Consider the following 21,096-nt stretch of genomic DNA (forward strand, 5'->3'; position numbering starts at 1 on the left):
TACCGGCAGCCTTTTCGGCGCATTATCTTGCCAGCCATCCGCCATCGACCGCCAGCACATGTCCATTCACATAATCGGATGCCGGCGCCGAAAGGAATACGGCGGCTCCGGCAATGTCATCCGGCTGACCCCAGCGCTCGGCCGGAATCCGTTTTAAGATTTCGGCATTGCGGTTTTGGTCCTCGCGGATCTGCTTTGTATTGTTCGTTGTGATATAGCCCGGCGCAATTGCATTGACCTGGACATTGTGCGCCGCCCATTCATTGGCAAAAGACTTCGTCAATCCGGCTACTGCATGCTTGCTTGCCGTATATGCAGGGACGAGAATGCCTCCTTGAAATGAAAGAAGCGAGGCAATATTGATGATTTTCCCCTGCTTTCGCTCAATCATCTGCCGGCCGACAGCCTTTGTCAGCAAAAATAAGCTGTTCAAATTGACATTGATCACCGCTTCCCAGTTCTCCCGGGAAAAATCAGCCGCTTTTTCTCTGCGGATCGTCCCGGCATTATTGACGAGAATATCAATCTGATGACGGTCAAGCACCTCTTTTGCAAAGGTTTCAACCTCGTCAAGGCTGCCCATATCAAGCTGATAAGACGTAAACGTTCTACCGGTTTCTTCGATCAGCCGCTTTGTTTCATCAAGCCCGCTCGTATGTGAAGTGCCGATGATATCCGCTCCCGCTTTTGCCAGCGCTTCGGCAATTCCTTTGCCGATTCCAGTTCCCGGGCCTGTGACAAGCGCGGTTTTGCCTTCAAGTGAAAAATACGATTCAAGATATCCCATCTCACGTTCACGCCCTTACCGTATGACATTCATCGGGACAGCATCCATGTCCTTAAATGTGTAGTTTTCTCCGGCCATCGCCCATATAAAGCAGTAGTTGGATGTGCCGGAGCCCGAGTGGACAGACCACGCGGGTGAAATGACTGCCTGTTCGTTGCCGACGACGAGATGCCTTGTCTCCGTCGGTTCGCCCATGAAATGAAACACCTTTGCACCTTCAGCAAGGTCAAGATACAGATAAGCTTCCATCCGCCGGTCATGAACATGCGCCGGCATCGTGTTCCATGTGTTATTGGGTTCAAGAAATGTAATGCCCATCATCAGCTGGCAGCTTTGAATGCCGTCTGCATGAATCACTTTGTATAGATTGCGGACATTTGAAGAGGCTTCTTCTCCTAAATGATCGTATGGAAGCTCTGAAAGCGAAGCTTTTTGCACCGGATACTTTTGGTGTGCGGTCGCTGAGATGAAATAAAATTTGGCTCCGCCTTCATTCAAGCTTGAGAAAGAAACGTCTTTATTTCCCAGGCCGATATACAGAAAATCTTTGTGCTCCAGTACGTATTCTTCATCACCGACTTTGACCGCACCGGGTTTCCCGACATTTACAATTCCGATTTCGCGCCGTTCCAGAAAATAGTCCGTTTTTAAAAAATCGCCGGCATTGAGCGCGATGGATTCCTTCACTGGAACGGCCCCGCCGATCACGACTCTGTCTTCATGCGAATAAACCATGTTCAGTTTGTTTTCAACAAACAATGACTCTATTAAAAAATGCTCGCGAAGCTCTGCGGTTGTGAATCGTTTCGCTTGTTCAGGATGAACAGAATAACGATTTTCCATACCTTCTCCTCCTTGAATTGGACGTTTTTAGACTGACTTGAATGAAGGGGCCAAAGTTTTTGGTAACGGTTTCAAACATGAATTGTAAAGTAAATAATGGAAATCGTCAACAGTCTTTTCACTTTTTTCTGAATATTGTCAAGGTCAATCTTGAAATATTAAAAAAGACTCTTCCAAATTTTAAATGATGTGATATGCTGATGGTATAAAGTTTTTGAAATCGGTTTCAAATCATAAGGTCATAGGAGTACTTGAATGAGGGATAAGCAAACAGCGAAAGTAACCATCAACGAAGTAGCCGCACATGCAGGTGTATCAAAATCAACGGTTTCCCGTTATATCAACGGGAAGATTGATGCCATCTCACCGAAAAAGGTGAAAAGCATCAAAAAAGCGATCGAGGAGCTTAATTACCGCCCCAGTCAGATGGCACAGGGGCTGAAGGTGAAAAAAAGCAAGGTTATCGGATTTTTGGTCGCCGATATTACAAACCCGTTTTCAGTCGCCACCTTGAGAGGGGTGGAAGAGGTTTGCGATCAGTACGGGTACAGCATCATGGTCTGCAACACGGACAACAGTCCTGAAAAAGAACGGGAGATGCTGCACAAGCTGAACGCGCATTACATTGAAGGGCTGATTATTAATACGACGGGAAGAAATAACGATGTGCTCATGGATTTAATCAGCCAGGATGTGTCGATTGTGCTCGTTGACCGGAAAGTGCCCGGGCTCAAAATCGATGCAGTTACAACGAACAACCGCGAAGTGACAAGTCAAATCGTCAATCTCATGTATGACAAAGGCTATGCCCAGGTCGGTCTGTTTACCGAGCCGATTAAAGGGATCAGTCCAAGGGAGGAAAGGGTTTCCGCCTATACAGAAATCGCGCTTAAACGCAATGCCGGCGGCAATCCCCTTGTATATGAGGCAGATGTCAAAGACAAAGAATCTCTTTTACATTCCGTCAAAAGCTTTTTAGAAATGAAAGAAGGGAAAAAAGCCATTCTTGGAAACAACGGGCTTCTGATGCTGAAAATCATCAGCTGCCTTTATGAGCTTGGCATTTCGATTCCGGAAGACGTCGGAATTGCCGGATTTGATGATACGGAATGGTATAAATTGATCGGTCCGGGCATTACCACCATCGCCCAGCCGTCGCATGAAATGGGCAGAGCCGCCATGGAGCGGATCATCAAACGGATTGAAGGAGATGAAAGTGCACCGCAGACGATTCAGCTTGAGGCAGAGCTTGTTCTCAGACAGTCGCTGTAGAACTCGTCAAATGGAGACACTCATACACCCGACAATTTAGGGGAGAGTGTTTTTCTGCAACTTTTTTTTGAAACCGGTACCATTTCGAAAGGAGAGTGAAATCATGTCGCTTGATGTGATGACATTCGGAGAATCGATGGCTATGTTTTACGCAAATGAAACAGGCGGACTGCATGAGGCTTCTTCGTTTTCCAAGGCTCTTGCCGGAGCGGAAACAAACGTTGCCGTCGGACTGTCGCGCCTGGGCTTTCGAGTCGGCTGGATGAGCAAGGTTGGCGCCGATTCGCTTGGAACTTTTATTTTAAATGAATTGAAAAAAGAAGGCGTCGACATCTCTGAAGTCAAACGCAGTGCAGACCAGCAGACAGGCATCCTGCTCAAGTCAAAGGTTGAAAGCGGGGACCCTGATGTCACGTATTACCGCAGAGGATCAGCCGCAAGCACGATGAGCATTGATGACTACCCGGCAGAGTATTTCAAAGAAGCCAAACATATGCATGTGACAGGCATACCTCCTGCCCTTTCAAGGGAAATGCGGGGCTTCGCCCGCCACGCCGTTCACCAGATGAAAAAAGATGGAAAGACGATTTCGTTTGACCCGAATCTCCGCTTCCAGCTTTGGCCGGACCAGCAGACAATGGTTCACACGATTCATGAGATCGCCGCGCAAGCAGACTGGTTTCTGCCTGGGATCAATGAAGGAAAACTCCTGACAGGCTGCAATTCTCCCGAGGATATCGCTAAATATTATGTGATGCAGGGGGTCAAGGTCATTGTCATCAAGCTTGGAAAAGAGGGGGCTTATTACCGGACACCGGACAAAGAGGGTTATGTGCCGGGTTATCAGGTGGAAAAGGTTGTTGATACCGTTGGCGCTGGTGACGGTTTTGCCGTCGGCATGATCAGCGGTCTATTAGACGGATTGCCGCTTGAAGAAGCAGTTCAGAGGGCAAATGCGATCGGAGCTCTGGCCGTCATGGCTCCGGGTGATATGGACGGTCTGCCGTCAAGGGATCAATTGAAAGCTTTTATGGCCGCAGAGGCAAACAACCAAAAAACAGGAGGTTGACCGTAATGGAAATGTCTATGATCGGAAAAGTGCAGGAGCAGCTGGCCGAGGCCGGGCTGATCGCGGTCGTCCGCGCAGGCGATAAGGAAGCTGCTGAGGAAAGCATTCACAGATTGATCGACAAAGGAATTACTGCGATTGAAATCACATATACGACGCCGGGAGCGTCTGAGCTGATTGAAAAATTTGCAGGAAAAGACGGCCTCCTTGTCGGAGCCGGAACGGTGGTTGAAAGCGAACAGGCGAGGGAAGCCGCGGCAGCGGGGGCAAAATTCATCGTCAGTCCGGGTTTTTCAGAAAAATTGGCTGAGGAAGCCGCCTCATTGCATACATTTTTTATTCCCGGCGTATTAACACCGAGCGAAATTATGGAAGCGGTCTCAAAGGGTTTTCGGGTTCTTAAGCTGTTTCCAGGGGGGACTTCCGGGATTCCTTACATGAAAAACCTCGCGGGCCCCTTTCCGAAGGTTCGTTTCATACCAACCGGGGGGATCCATCCGGGCGATGTGGAGAAATGGCTCGATGCCGGAGCATTGGCAGTTGGAGTGGGAAGCCAGCTGAACAAAGTGTCAGAAGCGGATATCCAGCGTATCTTTCAGCGTCGGATTCGGCAGAATTAAAGCGTGCGCAGCGTGAAAAGACTTCAGATTTTGCAAGATCGACAGCTTTGCTTTTTCATTAATTTCTAGAATGGGAGAAAAAATGATGAAAATTAAAGCAACGATTGAACGTGTGCCGGGCGGCATGATGATCATTCCGCTCTTTCTGGGCGCAACGCTGAATACGTTTGCTCCGGGAACCGCGGAGTTTTTCGGCGGATTTACAGGCGCCCTGATTACCGGAACGCTGCCGATTTTAGGAGTATTTATCTTTTGCGTTGGTGCAACAATAGATTTTCGTTCTTCAGGATATATTGCGAGGAAGGGACTGACACTTCTGATCGGCAAAGTCGGCATTGCCGCATTATTGGGTTTGATCGCAGCGCAGTTCATTCCAGATGAAGGCATTCAAAGCGGGTTTTTTGCCGGACTGTCAGTGCTTGCTATTGTAGCCGTTATGAATGAAACGAACGGCGGTCTGTATTTGGCGTTAATGAACCACATGGGAAGAAAGGAAGACGCCGGTGCTTTCGCCTTTATCAGCACAGAATCGGGCCCGTTTATGACGATGGTCACTTTCGGTGTGACAGGGCTCGCGGCATTTCCCTGGGAGACGCTGGCTGCAACCGTCATCCCGTTTTTACTCGGCTGCATTCTCGGAAACCTTGACCCTGAATTGCGCGAGTTGTTCGGAAAAGTCGTACCGGCGATCATTCCGTTCTTCGCATTTTCACTGGGAAACACGCTCGATTTTAAAATGTTAATCCAATCCGGCCTTTTAGGTATTGTTGTCGGCGTATCAGTCGTCGTTCTCTCGGGTGCTTCTCTATACCTGCTGGACCGCTTTGTCGCAAGAGGAGACGGCGTCGCGGGCGTCGCGGCATCGTCAACGGCCGGGGCTGCGGTAGCCGTGCCGTATGCGCTTGCCGATGCAAACCCCGTGTTTGCGCCGGTGGCTGATTCAGCGACCGCGATCATCGCGACAAGCGTCATTGTCACCTCGCTTCTGACGCCGCTTGCAACCGTCTGGATCGAAAAACGGACAAAACAAAGAAAACCTCCGAAACAAATGACGATCGATTACAAGTCATTTCGCCGCTGACGCACCGGGACATTTTGTCCGGGGCGTTTTTTATGACCGTTTTGAAATAACGTCACCAAATTGCTAAATTTAACGGGTATCATTTGTGCTAATATCAATATATAGTGTCTTGTGGAAGTTCGGACACTATATATGCTACTTTTTAGGAGAGGTTAGGATGACAACAGGCTTTAAAGAACAGGGATTATTGCAATTGACAGAAACATTTCATGATATCGTCGGGTATGGAGATCACGATATTATGCAGGAAAATGCCAACGTAGACGGCCGCTCTCCGATGGGGCAAATGAGCCGGTTTGCATCCGAGAGTTCCAGACATTATGCGCTCCAGTACTTAATGTCGCCGGAAATCAAGAAAGCAGTCGATGACAACTTGATATATCCGCACGATTTAGACTATATGCCGAGCGGGACAACGACTTGCTGCCAGATCCCTTTGGGCCGGCTGTTAAAAGACGGATTCCATACAGGCCACGGCTCCCTCAGGGAACCGAAGGACATTATGAGCGCATTGTCACTCGCATCCATCATTTTTCAATCGAATCAAAATATGCAGCACGGCGGCCAGTCATTTCCGATGTTCGATTACGACCTGGCCCCTTACGTCCGCAAAACGTACGAAAAGCATCTGGTGAAAATCAAACAATACCCGACAACTTTGACAGAAGAAGAGATAAGGGAAAGAGCGTGGGAAGAAACGGACAACACAACTTACCAAGCGTGCGAAGCCTTTATACATAATGCCAACAGTATGCATTCGCGGGGCGGCGGACAGGTTCCGTTTGTTTCAATTAATTACGGTACGGATACGTCAAGGGAAGGCCGCCTTTTGATCAAAAATATTCTGAAGGCGACAAAAGCAGGTCTCGGCAAGGGGGAGACGCCGATTTTCCCGATTCAGATCTTCAAAATGAAAGAAGGCGTCAACGTCGATCAAACAGACCCTAACTATGACTTGTACCGGCTTGCATTGGAAACGAGCGCTGAAAGGCTGTTTCCGAACTTCAGCTTTATCGATTCGCCCGTGAATAAACCTTTTTATGACGGAACACCGGAAAGCGAAATCGCTTATATGGGATGCAGAACGCGCGTCATGTCCAATATTCATGGGAAAGAAAACAGCATCGGCAGAGGGAATTTGTCATTCACCTCGATCAACATTGTCAAAATAGCGCTGCTCAGCGAAAACGTTGAACAGTTTTTTGCTTTGCTGAACCGCTACATGGAATTAACGATTCAACAGCTGCTTGAACGGTACGCCTTTCAATGCAAAAAAAGAGCAAAAGACTTTAAGTTCCTGTATTCGCAAGGCATCTGGCATGAAAGCGAGAAGCTTGATCCTGAGGACACGCTCGAGGATGTGCTAAAGCACGGAACATTGAGCATCGGATTTATCGGACTGGCTGAAGCTTTGACTGCATTGACAGGAAAACATCACGGAGAAAGCGAGGAGTCGTTTGAACTCGGCAAAAAAATCGTTCAGTCGATGAGAGATAAGGCCGATGAAGCCACAGAAAAACACAAGCTGAACTTTTCTTTGATCGCCACACCGGCAGAAGGACTTTCAGGGAAATTTGTCAAAAAAGATAAATTGGAGTTCGGTTCGATCCACAATGTCACAGACCGGATCTACTATACGAACTCGTTTCACATCCCTGTTCACTATAAGCTGACTGCGGTTGAAAAGATCAGAAAAGAAGCGCCGTTCCATTTGATGTGCAATGGCGGGCATATCAGCTACATTGAGCTGGACGGAGACCCGAAAAAAAACATTAAAGCGATGGACATGATTGTAACCGCCATGCGCCGGTCAGGCATGGGCTACGCCTCGATCAACCATCCTGTCGACCACTGCAAGGCGTGCGGATTTACCGGAATCATCGATAACGAGTGCCCGCAGTGCAAAAATCGAGATGAGGCTTTGATTGAACGGATCAGACGGATTACGGGATATTTAGTCGGAGATATGTCAAAGTGGAATTCGGCGAAAAGACAAGAAGAAAAGGACAGAGTGAAGCACCTATGAAAGTGATGAATATTATCCATGACAGCATCGTAGACGGAGAAGGACTGAGAACAGTCGTGTTTTTAGCGGGCTGCCCGCATATGTGTGAAGGCTGCCATAATAAACAAAGCTGGAATATCAATAACGGATTTGATATGAGTGTAGACGAAGTATTTGAGGAAATTATGAAAAACCCGCTTACAAACGTCACCTATTCAGGAGGAGAGCCGCTTTTGCATGCGAGCGAACTGATCGAACTGTCTGAGAGAATTAAGCAGCAATCCGAAAAAGACATCTGGCTTTACAGCGGCTATACGTACGAACAAATCTTGAAAAATGAAAAGCACAGCGCTTTGCTGGCCTATTGTGATGTCCTGGTAGACGGCCCGTTCGAAATCAAAAAAAGGGACTTGACGCTCCTTTACAGAGGAAGCTCAAATCAGCGCATTATCGAGCTGGCATAATCTGAAACAGAAGCCTCCGGGGCTTCTGTTTCAGCGTGTCGACAAACCCTCGCATTCGTTGTCAGGCCTGCGCGTCGGTGCTCACGAATTCCAACATTCGCTCCGCTCCGATGCTCGGCCTTCCTAGACTGCAAGGGTTTTCAATCACGCTGAAAGGATGACAAAATCCCAAAACAAAAAGCCGTTTTGGGATTTTGTCAACAATCTAAAACAGAAGCCTCTGGGGCTTCTGTTTTTCCTTTCCGGCATTGACTTCTATCGAGATAACGTCATAATAAATATGAAAAGGTTTATATTTTATCATACATGTCTATCAATAAAAGAAAGCGTTTTATTTACATAAGATAATCGTGAATTAAGGGAGGAGATGGCTTCATGACTCAATCACCGATATTTCTGCAGCCTGAGTTTAAAGAGAGGATCTGGGGGGGAGCGGCTTTGCGCGAGACATTCGGCTATGACATTCCCTCTGATTTGACAGGTGAATGCTGGGCCATTTCCGCCCATCCAAACGGGCCGAACCTCGTTGCTTCGGGTCCTTACAAAGGAAAAACGCTTGCCGAGCTTTGGGACGAGCACCGCGAATTGTTCGGCGGTGCAGAGGGAGACCGTTTCCCGCTGTTAACGAAAATACTTGATGCCAATCAAGACCTTTCCGTTCAAGTCCACCCCGATGACTACTATGCGGGCGAACACGAAAACGGGGAACTCGGTAAGACAGAATGCTGGTATATCATCGATTGCAAAGAAGGTGCCGAGATCGTTTACGGCCATACGGCGAGAACGCGGACAGAGCTGGTCACCATGATCAACAGCGGTGATTGGGACAACTTGTTAAGGCGGATCAAAATCAAGCCGGGCGATTTTTATTATGTGCCAAGCGGCACGATTCATGCTCTTTGCGAAGGGACGGTCGTTTTGGAGACACAGCAGAGCTCTGATACGACGTACAGGGTATACGATTATGACCGGGCCGATCAAAATGGAGAAAAGCGCGAGCTTCACCTGACACAGGCGATCAATGTCACAACAGTACCGCACGTTGACAGCTATGTTGACGAATCGACAGAAACTCAAAAAGGGATTACCATTAAGACTTTTGTAGAAGCCGAATACTTCTCCGTATACAAATGGGAGATCGACGGTGCCGCTGAGCTGACGCAGGATGCCCCTTTCCTGTTATGCAGTGTGATTGAAGGAGAAGGAAAGCTCACTCAGGGCGGAGAATTATTTCCGATCAGCAAAGGAGCAAATTTTATCCTGCCGGCGGAAACGAATGACTTTACGATAGAAGGAACATGCGAATTAATCGTGTCTCACATATAAAAAGCTTAACGGTCTTCAAAAGAAGGCCGTTAAGCTTTTTTATTGTGAAAAAATAGTCCGGCTCGCCGATAAAAAGAGAAAGCAAGTTTTTGAAATTAGGAGGTTTATAGTCGAGGGGAGTAGAGAATGTGAAAAACATTAGAAAAACCGTTATTTTTGCTGCAATCATTTTGCTCATACATACGGCAGTCCCGGCAATCCCTGCTTTAGCAGCATATACCGATACTTCCGTCTACAAAATCGAAACAACAAAAGAGTTTAATAGCGAAAGCGAAGCGCTCAAAGCAGCCGAACAACTGAAAAAGGACACGGGATGGAAAGCCGAGGTCAAACCTTCAGGGAAAAACGGCACAACTTACGTTTTGACAACAGGGGGGATAGAAGGGGAGAGCAGAGCAAAAAATCTGCTTTTGCAGTTTGAAAAAGAAACCGGTTTGAAGGCGTCCTATGGTCCGATTGGACAGAAAGAACCGTTTTCCAAAGCGGTATCAAAGGAGTTTGCCGGTGAAGCAAAAGCCAAGGAATGGGCGCTCCAATTTGAAAAAGAAACGGGGCTGAAAGCAACCTATACACTTGCAGGGAACAGGGAAGCATACGTGAAGGTTGCCACCGGAGGAATCGAAGGCGAAGACAACACGAAAGCCATCCTCGATCGTTTTCAAAAAGCGACCGGCCTCAAAGCGTCGTACGCACCATACGGAGCGGGACAAGCGATCGTCAGGCTTTATTCAGGAGAAATCGCAGATGAGAGCAAAGCGAAAAGCCTGCTTGTCCAATTTGAAAAAGAAACCGCTCTTAAAGGAACGATAGAAACAGTAAAGAAACAACAGCCCAGATATAAAATTGTGACAGGTGCGATACAAGGCGAAACAAACGCAAAAAATCTGCTGAAGCAGTTTGAAAAAGAGCTCAAGGTCAAAGGGGCATATGAAGCCGCCGGTCAGCCGGCGCAGCTTTACAATGTGAAATCGGGATATTTTAATGACGAAAAGACCGCGAAAAATGCCGCCGGCCAAATTAAAAAGAATACCGGTCTCACCTCAAGCACGGAAAAGGTAAAAGGCACGCGTTTCTGGATCGTCAGCATGAAAAGCGTAGACAGCCAAAACCTTAAAAAAGTCGACGCCTTTTTTAAAAAGAAAACGTGGCGTTATACTGCTGCAAAGGCAGGGAGAAAGCAGACATCTTTCAGAATCGTTTCCGTCCCGGTTTCAGATCAAAAGAAAGCAAACGACGGCATCCGGTTTTTTAAAAACAAAAACATTCAGGCTTCCGCCCAAAACGCCGGCGGTACGACCGTCAATCGCTTCCGGATCGCGTCCGGCGAAACAGCCGTTCAAGCGCGAATCAATAAAGGGCTGGAATTCTTCAAGAAAAACGGTGCAGCGGGAACGCCCGGACCGACGGGAAAAAAAGTGTACAGCCATTATCAGCTGACAACGGAGTCCGTATACGAACAGGACAAAGTGACGAAGGCGCTCAATTTCTTTAAAGAAACAGGCATTCACGCAGAGGCCGTCAAGACCGGCCAGTATTACAGCCGGTACAAACTGAGTTCGGAAGCTCTGATCGGCTCGGAGAAATTACAGCATGCGCTTGAATTTTTCAGCAAGCGGAGTATACCGGGCAAGATTGAACAAACGGGTGAGTACGGCTACAGGCAGTACCGGGTGACGGCAGGTCAGGTCACAAGCAAAGCAGATCTCGACAAGGGACTGAATGTCTTTAAAAAGAACAATATCAGCGCAACTTACCAAACAAAGACGGTCAGCCTGTTTCATATCTCAATCAATGAACTATTTACAGGGAAAGACCGTGCGGATGCTGCCGCTAATCGGATTAAAACGAATTACGGCTGGCCGGTGAATGTCATCAAAGTGAAAAACGGCCCGCAAATCACAACGACTGACTACGGAATCACGCTCAGCCAGATGGTCGACAAACAGATGAAAGTCAGCCCGCAAACGGATGCGCCGGCTTATGTTTCATTAAGCTACATCAATACGGCGAACCAAACCGTTACGGCTGATCTGCTGAATATCAGGTCAAGCCCCCTTGTGACAAGCGGGAACATCATTGGACAGCTGCAAAAAGGGGATAAAGTCAATATCATCTCCCAGGAAAACGGCTGGGCAAAAATCAGAATGAATTGGCGTAATGCCAGCAGAGAAGAAGTCGAAAAATATGTCAACCCGCAAAACTTTACACAAGACAGCTCGGCATACTTCCAATTTTTAAAACTCTCGCAAACGGCTGGCTTGAATGCCGCCGAAGTCAATGCGAAAATCCTTTATAATAAAGGGATTTTGACAGGCAAAGGCCAAGCGTTCATCGACGCGGCAAGAGCATACAGCATCAATGAACTGTACCTCATTTCGCACTCGCTCCTTGAGACGGGCAACGGAACTTCCGAGTTGGCAAAAGGAACGATGTTCAACGGCAAAAAGGTTTACAATATGTACGGCGTCGGGGCTTACGACAGCAATCCGCTTTACTACGGTGCAAAATACGCCTATGAACAAGGGTGGTTCACACCTGAGGCAGCCATTATGGGCGGAGCCAAATTCATCGGTGAAAAATACATTCACCACCCGACTTACAAACAGGATACCCTCTATAAAATGAGATGGTCTCCGAACGCCCTTCACCAATATGCAACAGATGTCGGCTGGGCTTATAAGCAGGTGGGGAGAATGTACAGTCTTTATACATTGCTCGATGATTACACAGTGTATTATGATATACCAGTTTATCATTAGGAAGCAGGGACCTGCTTCCTATTTGTTTGGGGGGCATTATGCAACGAAATACCTAATAAAGGAAGGAGAATTGTGTCGAAATTCACGAACTGCTGTTGCAATTGGTGTTTTGTAAATATTATAATCGTAAATAGACTGACAGAATTATATGAATCTGTTTCATTTGGTGATTCGTTTTCATTTTTTGCATTTTAAGGAAACTGATTCATACGTAGTGATTCTTTTTAAATATTTGTGGAAGTGCGGGGAGTTTATTTGAAAATTTTAATGATCACACAAAATTTTTATCCTGAAATCGGCAGTGCAGGTAACCGGATGAAAACCATTTTCCTCATGTTGAAGCAAAAAGGTTATCATGTAGACGTTTTGACCACGGAGCCGACGTATCCTTCCAGAGACATTTATTCTCAAGAAGATTTTTGGAACGAACAAGATATCGATGTAGACCGAAACCAAGTTACTCGATTGTCAATTCAGAATAAAAAATATTCCTCCAACTTTTTTAGCCGACTTTTCTATTATCTTGAGATAATGTTGAAAATGTTTTTTTACGTTCAGAAGGATAAAAATCAATATGATATTGTGTTTGTAACTTCTCCGCCTATTTTTGTAGCCTTTGTCGGCTTAGTCGCTAAATATCGTTACAATGCGAAGTTGCTGTTGGATGTCAGGGATTTATGGCCGGAATCACTAAAAGGCGTTGGTGTATTTAATCGTTCTTATATTATTTGGATGTTTGAAAAAATGGAATCTACATTATACAAAAAAGCCGACCATATCATCATCAACAGCGAGGGATTTATAGACCATTTTAAAAATAAATGTGATGGTTTAACAAAAAAGTTGATATTCCTGCCGAATGCTGCAAGAAAAAAAGAAACGATGCTGGAAAAACGAGAGGGGGGCTCAATGTTTAATGTTGTTTATGCAGGTAATATTGGACTGGCTCAAGATGTCACAATTTTAATGCAGCTCGCAAAAAAGCTGAATGAACATCATATTTCATTAAACGTGATTGGCTATGGAGTGCAGAAACAGACTTTTACAGATTTTGTCCGGCGTCATAACCTTAAAAATGTAAAGCTTATAAAGCCGATGGGAAGACAAGATTGTTTAAACCGGATGTCACGCTGTGATGTGGGAATAGCAACACTGAATAATTCTAGGGTTTTTGAAACAGTACTTCCCGGTAAAATTATTGACTATTTAACATGCAGACTTCCCGTTGTCGCTTCATTGTCTGGATATTCCAAACAGCTGATTGAAAGTGAAAAAATCGGCTTTGTGACAAGCCGGCAATCAGTTGATGAAATGGTAAGTTATATTTTAAAGCTTTACAATGATCCAGAACTATTAGAGGAGATGCAGTCAAATTGCAGAGAATTTATCGAAAAAAAATTCTTGTGGGAAAACAATATTAACAAATTAACGAATTTGTTAGATCAAATGGCTAAAGGTTGATTATGATGAGAACAAAAGTTTGTATGTTTGTTTGGAACCATTTTACAAATGACGCAAGGGTTATGAGGGAATGTACAGCACTGTCTGAAGATACCTATGATGTTGATTTAATTTGTATCCACGATCCAAAAGATCCTAATCTTAAAACTTTTGAAGAATACAATGAACATTTTAGGGTGCATCGTGTAAAGAGATATCCGGTAAGTCTTCAGTTTTTCCAAATGATCATGAAGAAGTTAAGGCAGAATAAATTTTTGTTGCTGCTGGCTGCTCTCTTATGGCTGTTTTTCGTATATATGATGCCAATTCCTGTCATCATCTGTACTCTTTTTGCTTTAATTGTTCTCAAAACGAAACTGAAGACAGCGATTGTTAGAGGAAGCATCATTTTAAGAATGATTTTAAAAGGGGCGAAGCGGAAGTATGACATCTATCATTCAAATGATTTAAACACCCTTCCGCAAGGTTATATATGTTCAAAGTTCCGCTTGAAGAAAAAAAAGCTAATCTATGATTCTCATGAAGTACAAACAAGCAGAACGGGCTACGACAGCAGCTTTTACGGAAAAATGGAAGCTTTTTTGATTGAAAAAATTGATGCAATGATTGTCGAAAACCATACGAGAGCGAAGTATAATGAGGATCTTTACGGTTTTTATCCGCATGTAGTACACAACTATCCATTTAAGCAAATAGAAGAAAACAGTGAAAAAATCGATCTCCACAGCCTGTTGAACCTTCCGGAAAAGGAAAAAATTCTTTTGTATCAAGGGGGTATACAAACGGGAAGGGGACTTGAAAATCTCGTTAAAGCGGCTCCGAAATTTATCGAAGGAACAATAGTGTTTATTGGAGATGGCCGTATAAAACCCGATTTGGAAAAAATGGTTGATGAAATGGGAATCGAAGACAAGGTTAGATTTTTGCCGAAGGTTCCGTTAGCTGAACTCCCTAAATATACAAGAAATGCATATTTAGGTTTTCAAGTATTAAATAATGTGTGCTTCAATCACTATTCAGCTTCTTCAAACAAATTGTTCGAATATATGATGGCCGGGGTTCCGGTGGTTGCTTGCGATTTTCCGGAAATCAGGAGAGTGATAGAAGGAGAGAAGACAGGAATAATCGTTGATTCTCATGACCCAGATTCTATTGCTGAGGGCGTTAATAAACTGTTGAGCGCTCCGGATTTCAGAGAGGTTTTAAGTCGAAATAGTCTCAGAGCCAGGGATTTATACAACTGGGAACATGAAAAGGTTGCTTTTTTAAGAGTTTATAAAAACCTAGAGGTCAATGATTTGGCTCTTTAATAGGTACTATTTACTATTATTAATGATTTATTTTTGAAAAGGGGCGTAAAAATGATGAAAATTTGCACAATGGGACTTGGTTATATTGGTCTACCGACATCTATTATGTTTGCTAAACACAACGTTGAAGTCGTAGGGGTTGATATTAAACAGGAAGTTATAAACTCTTTAAATGCGGGGCTCATTCATATCGAGGAGCCGGGGCTGCAAGAAGCCTTAAATGAGGTCATTCGAAATGGAACCTTTAAAGCTTCACTGATGCCGGAGGAATCTGATGCGTTTATTATTTCAGTTCCAACCCCTAACCGTAATGATGAACATAGGTCCTGCGATTTAACTTATGTTCTGGATGCAGTTAAGACGGTCCTTCCATTCGTCAAAAAGGGCAACGTTATTATTGTTGAATCAACGATTGGACCAAGAAGCATGGATGATTATGTAAAACCTCTTGTGGAGGAAGCCGGTTTTGTCATTGGTGAAGATGTATATTTGGTTCACTGTCCTGAAAGGGTGCTTCCTGGGCAGATTCTTCACGAATTAGTATATAATAATCGTATTGTAGGCGGAATTACACGAGCTTGTACAGAAGCCGGAGCAAAAGTATACAGCACTTTCGTAAAAGGCGAGATTATCAAAACAAATGCTAAAACAGCAGAAATGTCCAAGCTAATGGAGAATACGTTCAGGGATGTAAATATCGCTTTAGCAAATGAACTTACAAAAGTATGTAACGAACTTGAGATAGACACGCTTGATGTTATTGAAATGGCAAATAAACATCCAAGAGTCAATTTACACACACCGGGACCGGGTGTGGGAGGCCATTGTCTGGCTGTTGATCCTTACTTTATTGTCGCCAAGGCTCCGGAAACTGCTAGATTAATTGACCTTTCACGTTCCATTAATACTTCAATGCCTTACTATGTAGTAGAAAGCGTTAATACATTGATGGAAAAGGCGAAAGGGAAAATAATTACCGTTTTTGGCCTCACTTATAAAGGAAATGTAGATGATATCAGGGAAAGCCCGGCTATGGAAATTTTAGAAATCTTAAAGGAACAAGGGGAATATGAAGTCAGAGCTTATGATCCGCATGTTAAAAAGGACTTTGTTTTCGCTGACATCGAGGAAGCTGTAGATCATTCAGATTTAATATTAATTTTATCCGATCACGATGAATTTAAAGAATTGGATTGGTCTCACTTGACTAAAATGTCAACTAAGCAGATTTTTGATACGAAAAACATCGTAAAAAATCGTTCAAATGATTTTAAATATATCAATTTTGGGAACCTTCATGAGTCAACAAATAAAGAGAAGATACTGGTATAGGTCATCAAAGCATTGTTCCGAATCGATAGAAATAAAGTGAATTGCAACAACTAGGAGGCAAAGCGTTGAAAAAAATAAAAGTCATGACCATATTCGGGACCCGGCCGGAGGCAATCAAAATGGCTCCGCTTGTCCTTGAACTTAAAAAATATCCTGATCACATCGAATCTTTGGTAACTGTTACTGCTCAGCATAGGCAGATGCTTGACCAAGTTCTAAGTGCTTTTGACATTCAACCTGATTTTGATTTGAATATCATGAAAGACCGGCAGACACTTGCTGATATTACCACACGCGCATTGTCGAAATTAAATGAATTGTTAATAGAACAAAAACCCGATATTGTGCTTGTACATGGTGATACAACAACGACTTTTGTCGGCAGCCTAGCTGCATTTTATAATCAAATTTCTGTCGGGCATGTAGAAGCAGGATTGAGAACGAGAAACAAATATTCTCCCTTTCCAGAGGAAATTAACCGTCAGATTACGGGTGTAATTGCTGATTTGCACTTTGCCCCTACAGAAAAATCTAAACAAAACCTATTAGAGGAAAACAAAGATCCTGCACAAATCTATGTTACAGGAAACACGGCAATAGATGCTCTAAAAACGACTGTCCGGGATGATTATCATCATGAAGTTCTTGATCAATTAGGGAATGACCGGATGATTCTTTTGACTGCTCATCGAAGAGAGAACATAGGCGAACCTATGGAAAACATGTTTCGCGCGATCAAAAGAATCGTTGAGGAGCACAATGATGTTCAAGTTGTTTATCCTGTCCACTTAAATCCCGTTGTAAGGGAAACAGCTGAAAAAATATTGGGAAGCTTGGACCGTGTTCATTTAATTGAGCCTTTAGAAGTGATTGACTTCCACAATTTCGCGTCAAAATCATATTTGATTTTAACCGATTCAGGGGGTGTACAGGAAGAGGCTCCTTCACTAGGGAAGCCTGTTCTTGTTTTGCGGGATACAACGGAAAGACCTGAAGGAATCGAAGCAGGGACATTAAAGCTAGCTGGTATAAAAGAAAATGTGATTTACACGCTGACGAAACAGTTACTAACAGATGAGGAAGAATACAAAAAAATGTCAAGGGCTTCCAATCCATATGGAGATGGTCATGCATCCAAACGTATTGTGGAAGCTCTTCTCAGCTATTTTTCATGACCAACACACGGATAGTCTGCCATTTGGCAGACTATCCTCATTGATTAGACTTAGTTTTTATTCCCTCACATATTCAGAGAAGGAGGAAGATACATTTGAAACCTGTTTTCTCAGAAACAGCTCCAAACGTAAACGAAAAAAACAACGAATTTTTGGGTTTAGACGATAATAATCCAATAAAATGGGAATATACCTCGGCTGTGGGGGATCATATTTTAGTCGCTGTTAAATCAAGTAATCTTGGTGACGCATATTTGACTGCTGTCGGAAAAAAAGTTGTGTATTTAAGGCATGACCTTGAAGAAGAGGCAGACATGAATATTGAGACGTTTGACACCATCCTTTTGGGAGATCTTCTAAAGACCGTATTTGATTCTGAAAGGTATATTGAACGGTTAGCTCCATATCTATCATCGAAAGGAAGCTTTGTTCTTTGGACATTTATAAAAGATCTGAATCTCAATAATCTCCTGAATTTAGTCATAGCATCTTTTCAACTCGGATTTAATGTTAAAGTTTACAGCGGCAACAAATGGATCGGGTTAAAATTGCAACGAACTAATGACACAGCTGTTAACAGCTTATCAGAGATAATCTGCAGTATGATCGATACCCTTAATCTTCATGACAGGAAAGAAGTTCAGCCGTATGAGAAGCAGATATCTTCGTTGCTGAATGAAGTGACTGTGCTAAAAAAAGATCTGGTTGATGCATATAAGAAAGAAGAAAAATTATTACAGCAACAAAAGAAAATGGACAAGCAAATGAAGTATCTGGAGAGGCGTTATCAAGCACTCTCTTCATCAAAATTAGGACGTTTGACCCTTTTTTATTGGAAATTTAGAAAAAGAAGAGGTAATCGTTGATGTCGAATATTGATCAGCGTCTAACGACTATTAAACAAAAAATAGCTAGGTTGACAAAGGAAATTGCCGTTGATAAAGCCACTATAAGTGAGTTTAATCAAAATAAGAGTCTATCGGTTTTAAATAACAGGAAAAAGAAGCTTGCGGACTTAAGAAATAGTCAAACCGCTAAAAGTTCACCAGCATCTCGTCAAAACAATATTATGACACCGGCTGAAAAAGAAGCATACTTGCAGTTTTTAAAGAAAAATCACAAAAAAGGATACTATGAGGAAATTCAGGAGCAAATCAAACAACTTCCCGACAGCAATGGTTCAAAGTATTATAAGAAACTTGATTTAGAAGTTGGAATTATTGCAGATGAATTCTTATTTAAAAGCTTGGAAGACGCTGCGGGTTTTCATTATATTAATTATGAAAACTATAGAAATTTTGGTGACAAAATTGATGTTTTTGTTCTTGCTACTGCTTGGAGAGGGCTTGATGGATCATGGAAAGGCCTTGGTAATCCGAAAATAAAGAAAATAAGGGATCGAATCAGCAGCATTATTGAATTTTACAGAAGCAAGGATATTCCTATTGTCTTTTATTCAAAAGAAGATCCGGTTAATTATGAGTTTTATATCGACTTAGCTCAGCAAGCGGACCATATTTTTACGACGTGCCAAGAAGTTCTTGACGATTATCGAAGGGACTGTCCTTCAGCAAAAACGTTTGACGTATTGGAGTTTGGCGTTAACCCAATTTATCATAACCCGATTGGGACGAGAATGTTCAGAAGGCAGGATATACTATTTGCAGGCTCATGGTATCATAAATATCCAAACAGACAGCATGACAGCCGAATTCTCTTTGATGGAGTATTAAATGCAGGCCGTGAATTAACCATCATTGACCGCAATTTTTCATTACAGCTTCCTGCTCATTTTTATCCAAAGGAATATGTTCCTTATGTGGTGCCGTCAACAGATCATGAAACTTTGCAAAAAATTCATAAAATGTATGATTTTACATTAAATTTAAACTCTGTAAAAGACAGCAACACAATGTTTGCCAACAGGGTGTATGAATTACAGGCAATGGGTACGGTGGTGTTGTCCAACTACAGCATCGGAATAAATAGCAAATATCCAAACGTATTTTTGGCTCCCTCTAAAGGAGAATTGACTGATTACTTAAACTCATTATCTGCAAAAGAAATATACGAGCTGCAGATGCAAGGTGTCAGAAAGGTATTGAATGGTGAAACCGCATTTGACAGAGTCAATAAAATTGCGGAAATCACAGGGCTTAAAAAGCATAAATTCAATAAAAAAGTGCTTGTAGTCACCAAAAAAGATACACCTGAAATGAGAGAACAATTTAACCGTCAATCTTATCCATACAAAACATTTATGGAAGAAAAAGATGTGACTGAACAAGTTTATGCCGAGCATGATATGGTTGCATTTTTCGGTGAGGACTACTGTTATGGAGAATATTATCTCGAGGATATGATCAACGGTTTTAAATATACAGATTCAGACTATATTACAAAAGATGCTTACTACCGGTCGCCGCAAGAATATGTGCCTGGGGTCGAACATCAGTATGTAAATGAAATGAAGGATCGATACCGGACATTGTTCTGGAGAGAGTCATTTGATTGGAAATCGTTGAAAGATATACAGCCTGGCGAGCTTTTGAAAGGATATAGTATTGACCCTTTAGAGATTTTGACTGCCCTGGAGAATAAACAGGAGAATGAAATCAAAACTTATAAACTCTCGGTGATTATACCGACATATAACAATGGCGAGCATTTAAGGTATAAATGTTTTCAGAGTCTTTCCAGAAGCAGTATTTTTGAGGATATGGAGATTATAATCGTTGACGACGGATCTACAGATGGGTATACACCTTATATCGTTAAAAGGCTGCAGGAAAAATACCCTAATGTAAAAACGCATTTCTATCCTCAAGGGGGGAGCGGAAGTGCGTCAAGGCCGAGAAATAAAGGATTGGATCTGTCAACTTCAGAATGGGTAACATATCTTGACCCGGATAATGAAGCGATTAATGATGGTTATGCCGCTCTTTTAGAGGAGGCTAAAGGATCTTCATATGATATGGTAATCGGCGATATGGTTAGATTATCGGATCAAGAGCAGCTGTTTTCCTATTATAAAACCATGATGGGGTTCAATAATGGCAGAGCATCTCGGAAGGGACCACATGGGGAATTTCTTAAGAAAACTTATTTTAAGGCAATGAGTATCCAGGCTCTTGTTGCTAACAGAAAATGGCTAATGAATTCCGGCATTAAGATGGTTGAAGGTGCAATAGGGGAGGATACTCTCGTCTTTCATGAAATGATCCTCTCATCAAGGGCTTTTAAAGTCATTGATTTACCTATTCATATTTACTATGCAATGGTTGAAAACTCTTCAGTCAACAATATAAACAAAAGATTTTTTGAGCGATATGTGATGCTTGAAAAAGGGCGAATTGCTTGGTTGAAAAAAGAAGGACTGTTGGAAGATTATCAGGATATTCGCCTTGAGAACTATGTGAAGAATTGGTATATGGTTAAATTGACCATGGTAAATGAAGAGGAGAAAGATGAAGCAAGAAATCTTTTAGTGCAAATATTGAGGTTATATGAAGGAATGAAGTGGAAAGATCAAGATATTTTAAATTTATTAAAATCAGAAGTTTAGGTAAGGAGGGGGGGACATCCCCCTTCC

Annotated in this window: 16 protein-coding genes; 14 read left to right on the plus strand and 2 right to left on the minus strand. The window is 43.2% G+C overall.

Features of this window, described 5'->3' with window-relative positions; all coding sequences use genetic code 11:
- Positions 1–22: 22 nt before the first annotated feature.
- Positions 23–787, minus strand: a complete 765-nt coding sequence (kduD, locus tag M1D90_RS02620; RefSeq protein ID WP_101561388.1) for a 2-dehydro-3-deoxy-D-gluconate 5-dehydrogenase KduD — start codon at positions 785–787, stop codon at positions 23–25.
- Between the two features lie 15 nt (positions 788–802).
- Positions 803–1,630: a 5-dehydro-4-deoxy-D-glucuronate isomerase gene (kduI, locus tag M1D90_RS02625; RefSeq protein WP_456283117.1), complete on the minus strand. Its 828-nt coding sequence runs from the start codon at positions 1,628–1,630 to the stop codon at positions 803–805.
- Between the two features lie 255 nt (positions 1,631–1,885).
- On the opposite strand from kduI, the gene M1D90_RS02630 reads away from it, so the two are divergent.
- The 14 genes from M1D90_RS02630 (at position 1,886) to M1D90_RS02695 (ending at position 21,069) form a co-directional block, all read left to right on the plus strand.
- Positions 1,886–2,902: a LacI family DNA-binding transcriptional regulator gene (locus M1D90_RS02630; RefSeq protein WP_023857164.1), complete on the plus strand. Its 1,017-nt coding sequence runs from the start codon at positions 1,886–1,888 to the stop codon at positions 2,900–2,902.
- Positions 2,903–3,005: 103 nt separating this feature from the next.
- Positions 3,006–3,971, plus strand: coding sequence for a sugar kinase (locus tag M1D90_RS02635; RefSeq protein ID WP_105981261.1), 966 nt, complete (start codon positions 3,006–3,008; stop codon positions 3,969–3,971).
- A gap of 5 nt (positions 3,972–3,976) precedes the next feature.
- Entirely contained in the window at positions 3,977–4,591 is a 615-nt protein-coding gene (locus M1D90_RS02640; protein WP_020453160.1) for a bifunctional 4-hydroxy-2-oxoglutarate aldolase/2-dehydro-3-deoxy-phosphogluconate aldolase, read from the plus strand.
- Positions 4,592–4,676: 85 nt separating this feature from the next.
- Positions 4,677–5,672, plus strand: coding sequence for a 2-keto-3-deoxygluconate transporter (gene kdgT / locus M1D90_RS02645; RefSeq protein WP_456283118.1), 996 nt, complete (start codon positions 4,677–4,679; stop codon positions 5,670–5,672).
- A 157-nt stretch (positions 5,673–5,829) separates the two neighbouring features.
- Positions 5,830–7,698: an anaerobic ribonucleoside triphosphate reductase gene (locus tag M1D90_RS02650; RefSeq protein ID WP_023857167.1), complete on the plus strand. Its 1,869-nt coding sequence runs from the start codon at positions 5,830–5,832 to the stop codon at positions 7,696–7,698.
- Positions 7,695–8,141, plus strand: a complete 447-nt coding sequence (gene nrdG, locus M1D90_RS02655; RefSeq protein WP_075212721.1) for an anaerobic ribonucleoside-triphosphate reductase activating protein — start codon at positions 7,695–7,697, stop codon at positions 8,139–8,141. The genes M1D90_RS02650 and nrdG overlap by 4 nt, the downstream gene beginning before the upstream one ends.
- A gap of 375 nt (positions 8,142–8,516) precedes the next feature.
- Entirely contained in the window at positions 8,517–9,467 is a 951-nt protein-coding gene (gene manA, locus M1D90_RS02660) for a mannose-6-phosphate isomerase, class I (protein WP_271725348.1), read from the plus strand.
- 128 nt (positions 9,468–9,595) lie between these two features.
- Positions 9,596–12,226, plus strand: coding sequence for an N-acetylglucosaminidase (locus tag M1D90_RS02665; protein ID WP_456283119.1), 2,631 nt, complete (start codon positions 9,596–9,598; stop codon positions 12,224–12,226).
- Between the two features lie 255 nt (positions 12,227–12,481).
- Entirely contained in the window at positions 12,482–13,687 is a 1,206-nt protein-coding gene (locus tag M1D90_RS02670; protein ID WP_025810688.1) for a glycosyltransferase family 4 protein, read from the plus strand.
- Positions 13,688–13,689: 2 nt separating this feature from the next.
- Complete coding sequence (locus M1D90_RS02675; RefSeq protein WP_023857171.1) at positions 13,690–14,997, plus strand: glycosyltransferase; 1,308 nt, start codon at positions 13,690–13,692, stop codon at positions 14,995–14,997.
- Between the two features lie 54 nt (positions 14,998–15,051).
- Positions 15,052–16,329 carry a nucleotide sugar dehydrogenase gene (locus M1D90_RS02680; RefSeq protein WP_023857172.1) on the plus strand — a complete coding sequence of 426 codons (1,278 nt, stop codon included), beginning with the start codon at positions 15,052–15,054 and terminating at the stop codon, positions 16,327–16,329.
- A 65-nt stretch (positions 16,330–16,394) separates the two neighbouring features.
- Entirely contained in the window at positions 16,395–17,504 is a 1,110-nt protein-coding gene (gene wecB, locus M1D90_RS02685; protein WP_023857173.1) for a non-hydrolyzing UDP-N-acetylglucosamine 2-epimerase, read from the plus strand.
- A gap of 95 nt (positions 17,505–17,599) precedes the next feature.
- Positions 17,600–18,370, plus strand: a complete 771-nt coding sequence (locus M1D90_RS02690; RefSeq protein ID WP_023857174.1) for a hypothetical protein — start codon at positions 17,600–17,602, stop codon at positions 18,368–18,370.
- The gene (locus M1D90_RS02695; protein WP_023857175.1) at positions 18,370–21,069 is read left to right on the plus strand and encodes a glycosyltransferase; all 2,700 of its coding nucleotides are present in this window, start codon (positions 18,370–18,372) and stop codon (positions 21,067–21,069) included. The genes M1D90_RS02690 and M1D90_RS02695 overlap by 1 nt, the downstream gene beginning before the upstream one ends.
- Positions 21,070–21,096 lie beyond the last annotated feature (27 nt).

It is taken from the genome of Bacillus sp. JZ34 (assembly GCF_053903205.1).